Raw genomic sequence first — 14058 nt, 5'->3', positions numbered from 1 at the left:
CGATGTCGGACAATATAATCGAGGAAGTAAATACGATTGATACGAAGCCAGTCGTAGTAGAGCCTTCTCTTCAACTTAAAACAGGTGGCTTTTGGATGCGATTTTGGGCTTTTATCATCGATTCGCTTGTGATTGCAGCCATCGTAGGAATTGCAGTAAAGCCATTATTTGCAGTATTGGATTGGAGTGTAACGGGTGATAGTTGGTACGCACCGTTTACAATCGTATCAGGGTTCTTTTTTTATGCGTATTTCGTATTGATGACGAAGTATTTCAAGCAAACTTTAGGTAAAATGGTCTTTGGATTAAAGGTACAAAAAGATAATGGAGAACCATTGGACTGGATGACGGTTTTATTCCGTGAAGGGATAGGGCGCTTTATTAACGGTACAATGCTCTATTTACCGTACTTAATCATAGCAGTTGCACCGAATAATAAAAGCATCGCGGACTATTTTGCAGATACCATCGTCGTACATGAAGCAATTTATGTGCAAAAAGTTTAATGAATCATAGGAGAGGGTATCAGAGAGTATCGACACCTTCTAAACAAGAAGAAAGTTATTTTATAAGTGGTCACTTATGAAGTAGCTTTTTTCTTTGGTGTTCTCGAGCCACGATAGTTGCAAAGTGTATTTTGTCTTTAGTAATATAAGGTAATAAATAAGGAGGCGTTATTATGGCACAAGTAACATTTATTAATAAACCAGTCACTTTAATCGGTAACGAAGTAAAAGTAGGCGATCAAGCACCTGACTTCACAGTGTTAGCAAACGATTTATCCCCAGTAACATTAAAGGATTCTGAAGGGAAGATTCGTTTATTCTCAGTGGTTCCATCATTAGATACAGGAGTTTGTGACCAACAAACACGTAAGTTTAATGAAGCTGCTGCAGAGTTAGGCGATAACGTGATTATTTATACGGTATCAATGGATTTACCATTTGCACAAAAACGTTGGTGCGGCGCTGCAGGTATCGATAAAGTCGTTACTGTATCAGATCATCGCGATGCATCATTCGGAGAAGCATATGGCGTACATATGAAGGAATTGCGCCTTTTAGCTCGTTCAATTTTCGTAGTGGATGAAAGCGGGAAAGTAGCTTATGTAGAATACGTTTCAGAAGGTACAACACATCCGAACTATGAAGCAGCGTTAGAAGCGGTAAAAGCACTTTCAAAATAATTTTGTTTTTCAGCAATTTAGTGTAAAGTAAATAGAGCATTAAAAAACCCACTCAAGAAAATTGAGTGGGTTGTTCATTTCTGGGATTGATAAAATGATGGAAATGTATCGAGAAAATTCACATAAGAAAGTGGTCAAATTATGTGGTATGTATATTTCTAACATAGTAAGAGGGGTTTTAATACGATGGAAAAATTTGAACAAATATTTAAATATGTTAATGATTATGCAGAAAAATTAGTAGAAACAAATGGGCTAGATTATTTAGATGCGTTATTACAAGCATTAGACGATACATTAGATGGTAAATTTGAGTGGCAAGTAGAAGAGGCAACGAATGAAGATATGCGCAAGGCCATCCAAATTGCCATTTTAAAAGGGATGCGCAAAAGTGCCCAGCCGAATCATCAAATGACACCTGACACGTTAGGCTTACTTGTGGCTCATTTTGTAGAGCAATGCTTTGAACAGCGATTACAACATGGTCCCATTGCGGTAGTTGACCCAGCTTTAGGTACGGGCAATTTATTATTTACGGTGATGAATGCTTTAAATGGTAATGTCGAAGCAACAGGTGTTGAAATCGATGATTTATTAATCCGTCTTGCTGCAGCAACAGGGGATTTAATTGAACAGCCTGTGAGATTATTCCGTCAAGATGCATTAGAAAAATTATTAGTAGACCCAGTCGATGCGGTCATTTGTGATTTACCTGTTGGCTATTATCCAAATGAAGAGGTAGCGCTAGATTATGAATTATGTGCGGCAGAAGGTATGAGTTATGCGCACCACTTATTTATTGAGCAATCGATGAATTATACAAAAGAGGGCGGCTTTGCTTTCTTCTTAATTCCTGCTAATTTATTTGAATCCGAGCAAGCAAAGCAATTACACAAATTTATAAAAAGTCATGCGTGGATTCAAGCAGTCATTCAATTACCTGAAAATTTATTTGCATCAAAAGCGCATGAAAAAAGTATTTTAATTTTACAAAAGCAAAGTAAGCAGTTAAAAGCACCTCGCGAAGTATTATTAGCGAAGGTCCCAAATATGTCCAACCGTGAAGCGCTTGCGATGTTCTTTGAAAAAGTACGTATGTGGCGTGAAGGAAATGACCAAAAGCGCTAAAGAAACGAAAAAAAACGCCATCTTCCATTGATTTGGAAGATGGCGTTTTCATTTACTGGAATGAAAAAATCACTCTGGTGTACGGATTACTAATACGTCACATTTTGCAGAACGTACGATAGCTTCTGATACAGAACCGATTAAGAAGCGTTCAACAGCGTTTAAACCAGTTGCACCACAAATGATTAAGTCCGCTTCTACAACGTTAGAAAGCTCTTTTGTGATGATGTTTTTTGGAGAGCCGTATTCAATTACTAAGTTTACATTAGCAATACCAGCTTCTTCCGCTTGTTTTTTGTAACCGTTTAATAATTCTTCTGAGTGTTGTTGTGCACGCTCAGCGATTGAACGATCATACGCTTCGATTGCTGCGAACGAACGTGTATCAATAACATTCACTAAGTTTATTGTTGCGCCTTCGTTACGTTTTGCAACGTCGATTGATTTACGGAATGCGTATTCTGCTTCTTTAGAACCGTCTACTGCTACTACAATACTCTTATAATGATTTGCCATTTTCATTACCTCCTAGTTTTCTATAGCCTTATTATAGCAAATGTTTTTCGATTGGAAATAGCTAACATTAAAAAAGCTGAAAATTAATAATATTTCCTATCGTATATGTATAATTTTTCTTCACAATTGTAGAAAAACCGTTTAGTTATTATTGAAAAATAGTGTTCGTGTCGATGTAGGGAATCTTTCTTGTGAAATGGGTTGACGTTTTTTAAATTCGATTATTATGAATGTATTATATATTCAAAAAATAGCTACTATTTTTTGAATAAAGTGGTAGAATGGATTTGAATTATTACATTTTATGATTCACAGGGAGGAATTCACGATGAAAATAGGGGTACCAAAAGAAATTAAAAACAACGAAAATCGTGTGGCAATGACGCCATCAGGGGTATTATCATTAATTGCCAATGGTCATGAAGTGTATATTGAAGCAGGGGCTGGATTAGGTTCTTCATTTACAGATAATGATTATTTATTAGCAGGAGCACATATTGTTGATTCGGCAGTAGAAGCTTGGAATGCAGATATGGTGTTAAAGGTAAAAGAGCCAATAGAAAGTGAATATCAATATTTCCGAGAAGGCTTAATTTTATTCACCTACCTACATTTAGCACCGGAGCCAGAGCTGACAAAGGCATTACTTGAAAACAAGGTAGTCGGGATTGCTTATGAAACGGTGCAATTACCGAATAATTCTTTACCATTACTGACACCAATGAGCGAAGTCGCAGGGCGAATGGCAACGCAAATCGGTGCACATTATTTAGAAAAATTACAAGGTGGAAAAGGGATTTTATTAGGCGGTGTGTCGGGCGTGCCTCGTGGAAAGGTAACGGTAATTGGAGGCGGTATCGCTGGGACGAATGCAGCTAAGGTTGCTGTTGGCATGGGGGCAGATGTGACAATTATTGACTTAAGCCCAGAGCGTTTACGTCAATTAGAAGATATTTTTGGTCGTGATGTCCAAACATTAATTTCAAATCCATTTAATATTGCGGATGCAGTTCGTTCGGCAGACTTAGTAATTGGATCTGTATTAATTCCTGGCGCAAAAGCACCGAAATTAGTAACGGAAGAGATGATTGCATCAATGTCTCCAGGTTCTGTTGTCGTTGATATTGCAATTGACCAAGGTGGCTGCTTCGCGACATCGGAAAAGGTCACAACGCATGATAACCCAACATTCGTAAAACATGGTGTTGTACACTATACAGTAGCGAATATGCCAGGAGCTGTACCGCGTACGTCAACAATTGCGTTAACAAACAATACTGTTCCTTATGCGTTACAAATTGCCAACAAGGGCTATATTCGTGCCTGCTTAGACAATGAAGCATTAAAACGAGGCGTGAATACTATTGATGGTAAAGTTGTATACCGCGCAGTAGCAGACGCCCAACAATTGCCATATGTTACGGTGGATGATGTACTAGGTGTTTTAACAGGATTAAATCAATAAGCTAATAAATCTGCCTTGCCCTCGAAATGGAGAGCAAGGCAGATTTTTTTATTGGACCGCAATTAATTCAGTCGTAATATCGCCTTCGAAATCAGCAATGCGGATAATGCCGTAATCCTTTGCTAAATAAATTTTAGTGCCATTCGGATACGCTAAAATGACGACGTTATGAAATGTTGCGGCTTTTGTGTGCACAGTAGCCGAAGTACTTTCAACTTTTACTTCCGTAGTCGCATGGACACCATCATAGCCGTAATCCGTATCAATAATAGTACGGTTCTCCTTCATCGGATAGCTTAATGAAAAGAAGAAGGTATCAGAATAGGCGACACCAAGTTTGAGTTCGCTGTTGCTTTCAATATACGTATAGCCGATATAGTCCGCTTCTAATAATTCAATTGAGTTCGCAATAGAAGGATTGTTCACTGCTTGATAGGTAACTTGATTCGGATCTTCAAAGGAAGGCTCATAGGTGTAGCTACGATTTGCTTTTGGCATGAAACCGCTCGTAACAACGGGTGGCTGTGCCTTTTTTGATCCTACTGCGCCCTTATTTGGAGCATTACGTAAAACAAGATCTTTTTGAGCAATACTAAGCGATGTTGTTGCTGCCTTCGTTTGTTGATTCACTTGACTCATAGAGAGCAAAGCCAATAATAAAATAATGAAGGCGATGATGAACCATTTATTCATACGATCCCACGTCCTTTCAAAGAGACTTAGTATTCTATTCCTTATTGCTAGCTAATAAAAACGAGTTAAATATTGTAAAAAATGATGATAGACAATTTATCAATAAAAAATGAGTGATTAATAGCATGCATGATGCTAGTTAATCACTCGTTATAGGTTACGCATATCGTATATGTTTTATTCAACTATTTTTAGTGATTACTAAAAAGACAACCAAGCTATCTAGTAGCTTGATTGTCTGTCGTAAAATTTTAAAGAATTACTAATTCTTTTGTGAATTTTGTTAATATTTCTACCCCTGTGCTTGTTACGACTACATCATCCTCAATTCGAACACCGGCAACATTTGTTTTATAAACACCTGGTTCAATTGTGAATACGGTACCTTCGTTTAATACCATTTCATTGGAGCCATTAATCGAAGGGAACTCATGTACTGAAATACCAAGACCATGACCTAAGCGGTGTGTAAAGTACTCACCATATCCTGCATCAGCAATTGTATCGCGTGCAATTTTATCTAGGTCCATTGCGCGTACGCCAGGTTTTACGGCAGCGATGGCATTTTCGTTGGCAGCACGTACGGTATTATAAATTTTAATTTGCTCTTCACCTGGTTGACCAAATGCGACTGTACGTGTGATGTCTGAGCAATATCCTTCGTAAATAACGCCAAGGTCAAATAAGATAAGATCACCTTGCTGGATTTTACGATCACCGGGTGTTCCGTGTGGTGAGGCGGCTTTTTCACCGGCAAGTACCATCGTATCAAAGCTCATCGCATACCCCTTCGCTTTAATCGCTGATTCGATTTCATTTAAAACTTCCATTTCAGTCTTACCTTCAGTGATGGCGTCACAGCCTACTTGAATGGCATAGTCTGCAAGTTCAGCTGCTTTACGCATTTTGACTAATTCTTCTTCGCTCTTATAAATACGCATCGCATTGATTTTTTCATCAATTCCTACGAATACGATGTTTTCAAAACGTTCTTGAATCGCTTCAAAACGCTCAACTGTTAAATGTGCTTTTTCAATAGCGAGCTTTTGGAATGGGGTATTGCGCGTTGCAACGGTTTTAGTCACAATATCCCATGCGTTTTCTGTATCTTCATGACCGACAACTTCATATTGCCAACCAGCCGCAATGACATCGGGCATTTCCATTTTAGGACATATTAGAAATGGCTCGGCATCTTTAAATAGCATGACACCTAGTAAACGCTCATGTGGATCGCTATTAAAATTTGAAAAATAAAATACATTATCTGGTGTCGTAATAAAAGCCGCATCGATTTCATTTGTTACTAAATACGCTTGTAGTTCATTAAGTTTTGACATAGTAAAAACTCCTTTAGTTTTGTATAGACAATCATCATTATCTTTTGCTTATTTAGCATATCAAAAAAAGGGGATTTATGCTGAAATAACGAATAGAATGGGGGATGAAATTTTTTGAGGAGGTCATTCGATGCAAATTTCTTATCACGGACATTCAGTCGTAAAAATCAAAACGAATGGAAGGACGATTTTAATTGACCCATTTATCAATGGCAATGGGAAAACCGATTTAAAGGTTGATAATGAACAGCCAGATGTTATTTTGTTGACGCATGGCCATAATGATCACGTAGGGGATACGGTAGAGCTTGCAAAGAAAAATAATGCACTCGTTGTTGCACCAAACGAACTAGCCGACTATTTAGGCTGGCAGGGTTGCAATGTTCACAATATGCATATTGGCGGTGCGCATCAATTTGAATTTGGCAAAGTAAAATTTACGCAAGCATTTCATGGTTCGTCCTACGTAACAGAAAAAAACGAAATCATTTATACCGGAATGCCAGCGGGAATTTTATTTACAGCAGAAGGGAAAACCATTTATCATGCAGGGGATACGGCTTTGTTTGGAGATATGGAGCTCATCGGCAAACGCCACCCGATTGATATCGCTTTTTTACCAATTGGTGATAATTTTACAATGGGTCCAGAAGATGCGGCTTATGCTGTATCATTATTAAAGCCCAAAATCGTTGTACCGATTCACTACAATACATTCCCACCGATTGCGCAAGATCCAAACAAATTTGCCAAGCTTGTTGAAGATGCGGAAGTACAAATTTTATCAGCAGGTGAGTTCGTAAACCATTAAATTTTTGAAACTGTCCGGGAGGTTTGTCCTTCTTTGGGCAGTTTTTCCGATTTTTAGACAATCAATTTTCTAACAATTGAACGAATCTTTCTCAACTGTACTAATGAAATGGTGTAATTAGGATGAGTGAATGTGTTACACTAATAATAGAAATGAATGATGAGAAATAGGTGATGTAGTTGTCAACAAAGCACGAGAAAATTTTACAATATATCGAATCACTACCGGTCGGAGATAAAATTTCTGTTCGTCAAATTGCAAAGGAAATGCAAGTAAGTGAGGGAACGGCTTACCGCGCCATTAAGGAAGCGGAAAATCGCCGTTTAGTAAGCTCAATAGAACGTGTTGGGACGATTCGAATTGAAAAGAAAAAGAAGGAAAATATTGAGCGCTTAACATTTGCTGAAATTGTAAATATTATTGATGGTCAAGTTTTAGGCGGAAAATCAGGCCTCCATAAAACTTTAACAAAATTTGTAATAGGTGCGATGAAGCTTGACGATATGATGCGCTATACGGATGCAGGGAGTCTTCTTATTGTCGGGAATCGTACACAGGCACATGAATATGCACTAAAAACAGGCGCGGCTGTATTAATTACAGGTGGCTTTGATACAACAGAGCCAAACAAGCAACTAGCTGATGAATTAGATTTACCAATCATTTCAACAAGCTATGATACCTTTACTGTTGCAACGATGATTAACCGTGCCATTTATGACCAATTAATTAAAAAGGATATATTATTAATTGAAGATGTGTACGTGCCAATTGAGGAAACGGCTGTGTTGAAAAATACCGATACCATTGCCGCCTTCCATAAGCAAAATTTGCGTACAACCCATGGCGCATTCCCCGTCGTTACACAACAAAATAAGCTGGTCGGTATGATTACGAGTAAAGACGTAATTGGAAAAGACGAGGATGAGCCAATCGAAAAAGTGATGACGAAAAATCCAATTGCTGCCTCGATGAAAACGAGTGTTGCAACTGCTGGACATCGTATGATTTGGGAAGGAATTGACCTATTACCTGTTATTGACGATGCTGGTGCACTAAGAGGGGTGATTAGCCGTCAGGATGTATTAAAAGCAATTCAAATTGCCCAACGTCAGCCGCAGCATGGTGAAACGATTGATGATTTAGTGAAAAATGAAATGCGTGTTACGGGAGAAGAGGATATCGTTGTTGAATTTACTGTTACACCGCAAATGACGAACCAATTCGGTGCGATTTCATATGGCGCTTTCACGACATTATTATCAGAGGTAGGGGCTTTTGCTTTAAAGCGTCGTAAACGTGGTGAAGCTGTAGTTGAAAATATGAATATTTACTTCATAAAGCCTGTACAAATGGAAAGCATCTTGACCGTGCAACCGCGTATTTTAGATATGTCACGCAAATTCGTAAAAATGGATTTTGAAGTGTATAGCGGATCTTTATTAGTTGGTAAAGCGATGATGACATTCCAATTATTAGAGCGCTAAAACGCTCCAATCCAATTAAAAAGACCACTATCAAAAATAGTGGTCGATTCATTATTTATTTAATTCGTATTCTTCTTGAACGAAACGACCTTCGTGACGCATACGTTTGTAGTTACTCGTACCAAGAATGATTCCAATAATTAAAAAGACAATCGCAACAATATAGCCAATCATATCAGGGTAAAGAATCGTTGCATTGAATCCAAAGAAAATGATGAATGCAGCAAGTGCAACCCCTGATTTGGCTTTATACCATTTTGTACGAATTGGCAATGTCGAACGGAATTGCTTCGTTTTAAAATAAAAATAAAATACAAGTGACGCAACAATACAAGCGACTAATAAGAAATTTAAATAAACCATAGTGAACCTCCCAATTACAAAACTACTAAATATTGTAACGGCTTTCTTGAGGAATTGCGATAGGTATTCACTATGTCTTAGGGGGAAACTTTGTGAAACGTCAAATTATTGACAAAATTAAACAATATGAAACGATTATCGTGCACCGTCATGTACGCCCAGATCCAGATGCCTACGGGTCTCAAATTGGTTTAGCGGAATTAATTCGCGCCAACTTTCCAGAAAAAAATGTGTACACAGTTGGTGAGCATGATGCGTCTCTATCGTTTTTAGCATACCCAGAGCAAATTGAGGACGCTGTTTTTGAAGGGGCATTAGTTATTGCAACCGATACAGCAAACACAGAGCGCATCGACGATCAACGCTATAAGACGGGGGATTGCCTCATTAAAATCGACCACCATCCAAATGATGATGCCTATGGAGATTTACTGTGGGTTGATACGAGTGCAAGCTCTTGTAGTGAAATGATTTACGAATTATACAAAGAAGCGAAAGACTATGCCAATTGGCAATTATCAGATGCAGCAGCACGTCTCCTATTTGCGGGTATTGTTGGAGATACAGGGCGCTTCTTATTCCCGAGCGCGAGTCCAAGAACATTTGAAATCGCAGGTCAGCTCATTCAATATAACTTTGATCGCAATCAAATATTTGATGGGATGTATGAAATGGAACGCAAGCTATTAAATCTACAAGGCTACATTTATCAACATTTTATTATGGATGAAAACGGTATGGCCCATATTAAATTACCAACGGACGTATTAAAGCAATTTGATGCAACACCATCTGAAACCTCGTTATTAGTTGGCTCCTTAGGTAATGTGAAAAATATTCGTGCATGGGTCATGTTTATTGAAGAAAATGACACAATCCGTGTACGTTTACGCTCAAAAGGGCCGGTAATTAATGGCTTAGCAAAAAAGTACAACGGTGGTGGCCATCCGCTTGCTTCAGGTGCTACGGCACATAATTGGGAGGAAGTAGAGCAAGTCATTGTCGATTTAAAAGAAATTTGTCAAAACGCATAAAGGGAAGCGTTGCTCGGTGATGATGTCCTAGATTCTCACTATGTAACATTCGGGTCCCTATATACAAAAAATGAGGAGGGATGATCGTTGACGGTATATCCACAAATACGGACAAGTGCCGATTTATTGAAAAGTATAATTCGTATCGATGAGCTCATCCCTTTTTTACAACAACAACAGGCAAAAAGCTGTGCAATTGTGAACACAAAATTGTATGGGCTTTTGCCTTTTATGTTTCAGCTAAAAAAGGCCGGTATACACCCTGTTGCTGGCTTAACGATTGCACTTGAACGAACAGAAGACGAAATATTACCACTTGTGCTTTATGCAAAGACGAATAAAGGCTATAAAAATTTATTGAAGATCGCAAGCAGTATCGCCATTCGCCCGCAACAAAATATTCCCTTACGTTGGCTTATTGCCTATGGTGAGGACATTGCATTTGTTGTATTACCATTTGGAAATCAGCAAGCCTGGTTGCAACCAACAGCACAAGAAGCTTTGCAAGCGCTTATTCAAGCCAATAAAGAAAACCTTTACATAGGGATTACAAGGGCAAATGGGGTACATCCATTTGAAGCACAAGCAGTGGCGCTAGCACAGCAACATCAGCTGCAAATCATGGCTACCCATGAAAGCCTATATCTGTATGAGCAGGATGCCTTTGCCTATGAAGTTGCACAATCAATTGAAACAGGCGTTAAGCTGCATGACCGAAATTATGAACAACAGCATGATCACTACGTATTACCAGCCCAAGAATGGCAGCAACGCTTTAAGGATCAGCAAAATTGGCTAGATACCGCTGAAACATTATTGCTAAGCTGTCATGTAGAAATCAGCTTACATGATGTATATATGCCGAAGTTTCCGCTTCTGGAAGGGCAAACAGCTGCAGAGGTGTTAAAGCAAGAGGTGCAGGAGGGCTTACAGAAACGATTACAAACAAATACTCTACCAAAGCCCTATGTAGAACGTATTCAATATGAGCTACAAATTATTCAATCGATGGGCTACTCGGATTATTTTTTAATTGTTGCTGACTTTATGCGCTTTGCTCGTGAACATCAAATTTTAACGGGGCCGGGTCGTGGTTCGTCTGCTTCATCCCTCATTGCCTATGCGCTAGAAATTACGCAAGTAGACCCATTACACTACGATTTATTATTTGAGCGCTTTTTAAATGTGGAGCGAGTGACATTGCCGGATATTGATATTGACTTTTTAGATACACGGCGACATGAAGTCATCGAATATGTTGCAAGGAAATATGGCAAGCAATTTGTCGCACAAATTATTACGTTTGGGACATTATCTGCCAAGGCTGTCGCACGTGATGTCGCACGGATGTTTAACTTTGATTCGGAAACGCTTGAAATGATTTCGAAGCTGATTCCAAATAAGCCCGGCATTACACTGCAGGAAGCATATGCGAATTCTGAAAACTTACGCAAATGGATGGACGCGGAGCCGGTTCGTCATAAGTGGTTCCAAACCGCGCTACGATTAGAGGGACTACCACGTAATGCGTCAACCCATGCGGCAGGAGTCGTATTAAGCCCAGTGCCATTAGTCGAAGTTGTCCCAATCGAGCAGGGACATGATGATATTTATTTAACACAGTGGCCCATGCTTGAAATTGAACAAACCGGATTACTGAAAATCGATTTTTTAGGACTTAGAAATTTAACGATTTTAGATCAAATTCGAAAGTCGATTCAGTTTACTCATCAAATCGAGCTAGATTTCAATCAGATTCCATTACAGGATGCAAAAACGTTTGAATTATTACAGCGGGGCGATACGGTAGGGATATTCCAGCTAGAGTCAGATGGGATGAAAAATGCGTTACGTGATATAAAGCCAACGCATTTTTTAGATATCGTTGCGGTCAATGCGCTCTATCGACCAGGTCCGATGCAATTTATTCCAGTCTATGCCAAACGTAAGCATCATATGGAACCGGTCATTATGCCTCATCCTGATTTAACACCGATTTTACAAGAAACATACGGTGTTATTATTTATCAGGAGCAAATTATGCGTATCGCCAATGTTATGGCGGGCTTTACGATTGGTCAAGCGGATATTTTGCGACGTGCAGTAAGTAAGAAAAAACGAGAAGTGCTCGAACAACAACGCGCAGCATTTGTGAAGGGCTCGCTTGCAAAAGGCTACACAGAGCAAATCGCACAAGAGGTTTATGAATTAATTGTGCGCTTTGCGGATTATGGTTTTCCGAAAAGTCATGCGGTTGCCTATAGTATTATTTCGTATCAGATGGCCTATTTAAAGGCGAATTTCCCTGTTAATTTCTATGCAGCCTTATTAACAAATGCAACTGGAAATAGCGATAAATTAATGCAAATTTTAATGGAAGCTAAAGCAAATGGGATTCAAGTCTTACCGCCATCGATCAATCGGAGTGTCCGACATTTTAAAGTTGAAAATGGCAAAATACGTTTTAGCTTATCGGCCATTAAAGGCGTCTCGCAACCTTTTTTACAGCAATTATTACTCGTAAGAAAAGAGCGTCAACAACCATTTGATTCGATTTTTGATTTGGCGGTGACCTTAACAACCGCGCATTTTCAACGGAAAGTAATAGAGCCGCTCATTAAGGCTGGCGCGCTTGATGAGTTTGGCAAGGACCGTGCGACATTGCTGGCCACTATCGAGGGTGCTCAAAAGCAGGCGGATTTCATGCGACCGGGTGGCGATGATCTATTTGATGGTGCGATGATGGCATTCGGTAAACCAAAATATAGTCAAGCGTCTATTATGCCGGAAAAAATGAAGCTGCAATTTGAAAAAGAAGTACTAGGTTTTTATTTATCAGAACATCCGATTACTCGTATGCGTGCCCAATTTCAGCAGGTAAATGGAACGGTTCAATTATTGACGTCCCTAAAGGATAATAGCTATGTTCGCCTCATTGGTATGATCAGCGAGTTTCGCCAGTTACGAACGAAGCGCGGTGAGCTGATGGCATTTGTTATGATTGAAGATGAGTTTGGAACAGTATCCTGCACGGTATTCCCTAAAGAATATGAACAGGTTGCTGGTCAGCTATGTGAGGATCAATTGCTCTATGTAGAAGGCTTTTTAGAGCGTCGATTTAACAAGGTTCAAATAAAAGTAAAGCAAATTACTATTCAATAAATAATAATAGAAAGCGTTTTCTAGCTTTTACTAGAAGCGCTTTTTTTCTGTGGTAAAAAAATATCGATCGAAAAATCGTAAAATCTATGTTTTATACATAAATATCTTTATAGCGAATAAAAAAGATAGTGGAAATCTCTTTACAACGCCAAAAACATTTTGTATTCTTAGTTATAGTAAAACTGGTCAGACCACTTTTGAGCGAATATTGAGGTGAGTTGTATGGAAAACAAGCCCGAGAAGAAAATGTTTTTGCAAATTGTAAAGCAGCTGCGCGAGCTAATTGCTAGCCAACATATTCAAGAAGGGCAAAAGCTCCCTTCTGAACGTGTTTTGTCTGAGCAATTACAAGTAGGGCGTTCATCCGTTCGAGAGGCGCTTCGAAGCTTAGAGTTATTAGGTTTGATCGAAACAAAGCATGGTGGCGGAACATATTTAGCGAGCATGAAGCATCATCAATTTGTTGAAATCGTTGGCTCATTTATTTTACAAGACGAAAAGTCTGCAATGGATGTTGAGGCAACAAGACAAATGCATGAAAAAGAAGCCATTCGTCTCATTTGTCAGTCAAAAAAATTACGTAACTTACCAATACTAGATAGCTTTTTCATTAAAGTCGAGCTCGGTGAAGAGGTCGCTAGGGAGGATATATTACGTGAATGCATCATTGCAAGTGGTAACCGACTAGCACTAAAAATTTGGATGCAATTAGTAGCATTTAGTGGGGACTTACTAGTTGGTACAATTGAAACACATGAAAAACTAGAAGTGGAAACAATGCTAAAGGCGATGCAAATGGGTTATACACATGAAGCAATCCAAGCCTATGAAAATTGGATGGAATGTATCGAGCGCTAAAGTAGCGTGTGAAAT

At 38.9% G+C, this 14058-nt stretch carries 13 protein-coding genes; 9 read left to right on the top strand and 4 right to left on the bottom strand.

Annotation, left to right across the window (positions count from 1 at the left end; all coding sequences use genetic code 11):
- Positions 1 to 2: 2 nt before the first annotated feature.
- The 3 genes from MKX47_RS14250 (at position 3) to MKX47_RS14240 (ending at position 2314) form a co-directional block, all read left to right on the top strand.
- Positions 3 to 506 carry an RDD family protein gene (locus MKX47_RS14250; RefSeq protein ID WP_340775410.1) on the top strand — a complete coding sequence of 168 codons (504 nt, stop codon included), beginning with the start codon at positions 3 to 5 and terminating at the stop codon, positions 504 to 506.
- A gap of 173 nt (positions 507 to 679) precedes the next feature.
- Positions 680 to 1186: a thiol peroxidase gene (gene tpx / locus MKX47_RS14245; protein ID WP_340775408.1), complete on the top strand. Its 507-nt coding sequence runs from the start codon at positions 680 to 682 to the stop codon at positions 1184 to 1186.
- A 186-nt stretch (positions 1187 to 1372) separates the two neighbouring features.
- A complete protein-coding gene (locus tag MKX47_RS14240; RefSeq protein ID WP_340775406.1) occupies positions 1373 to 2314 on the top strand; it encodes a class I SAM-dependent methyltransferase in 942 nt (313 codons plus the stop codon).
- A gap of 69 nt (positions 2315 to 2383) precedes the next feature.
- Here MKX47_RS14240 and MKX47_RS14235 read toward each other — a convergent pair whose 3' ends face one another.
- Positions 2384 to 2830, bottom strand: a complete 447-nt coding sequence (locus MKX47_RS14235; RefSeq protein ID WP_340775404.1) for a universal stress protein — start codon at positions 2828 to 2830, stop codon at positions 2384 to 2386.
- Between the two features lie 328 nt (positions 2831 to 3158).
- Between MKX47_RS14235 and ald the strand changes: the two genes are divergently transcribed.
- Positions 3159 to 4295: an alanine dehydrogenase gene (gene ald, locus MKX47_RS14230; RefSeq protein ID WP_340775402.1), complete on the top strand. Its 1137-nt coding sequence runs from the start codon at positions 3159 to 3161 to the stop codon at positions 4293 to 4295.
- Positions 4296 to 4343: 48 nt separating this feature from the next.
- On the opposite strand, the gene MKX47_RS14225 is transcribed toward ald, so the two are convergent.
- Both MKX47_RS14225 and MKX47_RS14220 read right to left on the bottom strand, forming a co-directional pair.
- The gene (locus tag MKX47_RS14225; RefSeq protein ID WP_340775400.1) at positions 4344 to 4988 is read right to left on the bottom strand and encodes a 5,10-methylene tetrahydromethanopterin reductase; all 645 of its coding nucleotides are present in this window, start codon (positions 4986 to 4988) and stop codon (positions 4344 to 4346) included.
- A gap of 251 nt (positions 4989 to 5239) precedes the next feature.
- The gene (locus tag MKX47_RS14220) at positions 5240 to 6328 is read right to left on the bottom strand and encodes a M24 family metallopeptidase (RefSeq protein WP_340775398.1); all 1089 of its coding nucleotides are present in this window, start codon (positions 6326 to 6328) and stop codon (positions 5240 to 5242) included.
- 130 nt (positions 6329 to 6458) lie between these two features.
- Between MKX47_RS14220 and MKX47_RS14215 the strand changes: the two genes are divergently transcribed.
- Together MKX47_RS14215 and MKX47_RS14210 are read left to right on the top strand one after the other, a co-directional pair.
- The gene (locus MKX47_RS14215) at positions 6459 to 7139 is read left to right on the top strand and encodes a metal-dependent hydrolase (protein WP_340775396.1); all 681 of its coding nucleotides are present in this window, start codon (positions 6459 to 6461) and stop codon (positions 7137 to 7139) included.
- 179 nt (positions 7140 to 7318) lie between these two features.
- Positions 7319 to 8626, top strand: a complete 1308-nt coding sequence (locus tag MKX47_RS14210) for a DRTGG domain-containing protein (protein ID WP_340775394.1) — start codon at positions 7319 to 7321, stop codon at positions 8624 to 8626.
- A 51-nt stretch (positions 8627 to 8677) separates the two neighbouring features.
- On the opposite strand, the gene MKX47_RS14205 is transcribed toward MKX47_RS14210, so the two are convergent.
- A complete protein-coding gene (locus tag MKX47_RS14205) occupies positions 8678 to 8989 on the bottom strand; it encodes a YtpI family protein (protein ID WP_340775392.1) in 312 nt (103 codons plus the stop codon).
- 92 nt (positions 8990 to 9081) lie between these two features.
- Here MKX47_RS14205 and MKX47_RS14200 point away from each other — a divergent pair, with 92 nt between their 5' ends.
- From MKX47_RS14200 to MKX47_RS14190, 3 genes are all read left to right on the top strand, one after another.
- Entirely contained in the window at positions 9082 to 10023 is a 942-nt protein-coding gene (locus tag MKX47_RS14200; RefSeq protein WP_340775390.1) for a DHH family phosphoesterase, read from the top strand.
- 87 nt (positions 10024 to 10110) lie between these two features.
- A complete protein-coding gene (dnaE, locus tag MKX47_RS14195; protein ID WP_340775387.1) occupies positions 10111 to 13185 on the top strand; it encodes a DNA polymerase III subunit alpha in 3075 nt (1024 codons plus the stop codon).
- Between the two features lie 222 nt (positions 13186 to 13407).
- A complete protein-coding gene (locus MKX47_RS14190) occupies positions 13408 to 14043 on the top strand; it encodes a FadR/GntR family transcriptional regulator (RefSeq protein ID WP_340775384.1) in 636 nt (211 codons plus the stop codon).
- Positions 14044 to 14058 lie beyond the last annotated feature (15 nt).

The organism is Solibacillus sp. FSL R7-0668 (genome assembly GCF_038006205.1).
Classification (GTDB): Bacteria; Bacillota; Bacilli; order Bacillales_A; family Planococcaceae; genus Solibacillus.
This window is presented reverse-complemented; position numbering and strand designations above follow the sequence as displayed.

What these genes read in the sequence shown, in the direction of transcription:
- MKX47_RS14250 (WP_340775410.1), top strand. Translation starts at nt 3, where the DNA reads ATGTCGGACAATATAATCGAGGAAGTAAATACGATTGATACGAAGCCA.
- tpx (WP_340775408.1), top strand. Translation starts at nt 680, where the DNA reads ATGGCACAAGTAACATTTATTAATAAACCAGTCACTTTAATCGGTAAC.
- MKX47_RS14240 (WP_340775406.1), top strand. Translation starts at nt 1,373, where the DNA reads ATGGAAAAATTTGAACAAATATTTAAATATGTTAATGATTATGCAGAA.
- MKX47_RS14235 (WP_340775404.1), bottom strand. Translation starts at nt 2,830, where the DNA reads ATGGCAAATCATTATAAGAGTATTGTAGTAGCAGTAGACGGTTCTAAA.
- ald (WP_340775402.1), top strand. Translation starts at nt 3,159, where the DNA reads ATGAAAATAGGGGTACCAAAAGAAATTAAAAACAACGAAAATCGTGTG.
- MKX47_RS14225 (WP_340775400.1), bottom strand. Translation starts at nt 4,988, where the DNA reads ATGAATAAATGGTTCATCATCGCCTTCATTATTTTATTATTGGCTTTG.
- MKX47_RS14220 (WP_340775398.1), bottom strand. Translation starts at nt 6,328, where the DNA reads ATGTCAAAACTTAATGAACTACAAGCGTATTTAGTAACAAATGAAATC.
- MKX47_RS14215 (WP_340775396.1), top strand. Translation starts at nt 6,459, where the DNA reads ATGCAAATTTCTTATCACGGACATTCAGTCGTAAAAATCAAAACGAAT.
- MKX47_RS14205 (WP_340775392.1), bottom strand. Translation starts at nt 8,989, where the DNA reads ATGGTTTATTTAAATTTCTTATTAGTCGCTTGTATTGTTGCGTCACTT.
- MKX47_RS14190 (WP_340775384.1), top strand. Translation starts at nt 13,408, where the DNA reads ATGGAAAACAAGCCCGAGAAGAAAATGTTTTTGCAAATTGTAAAGCAG.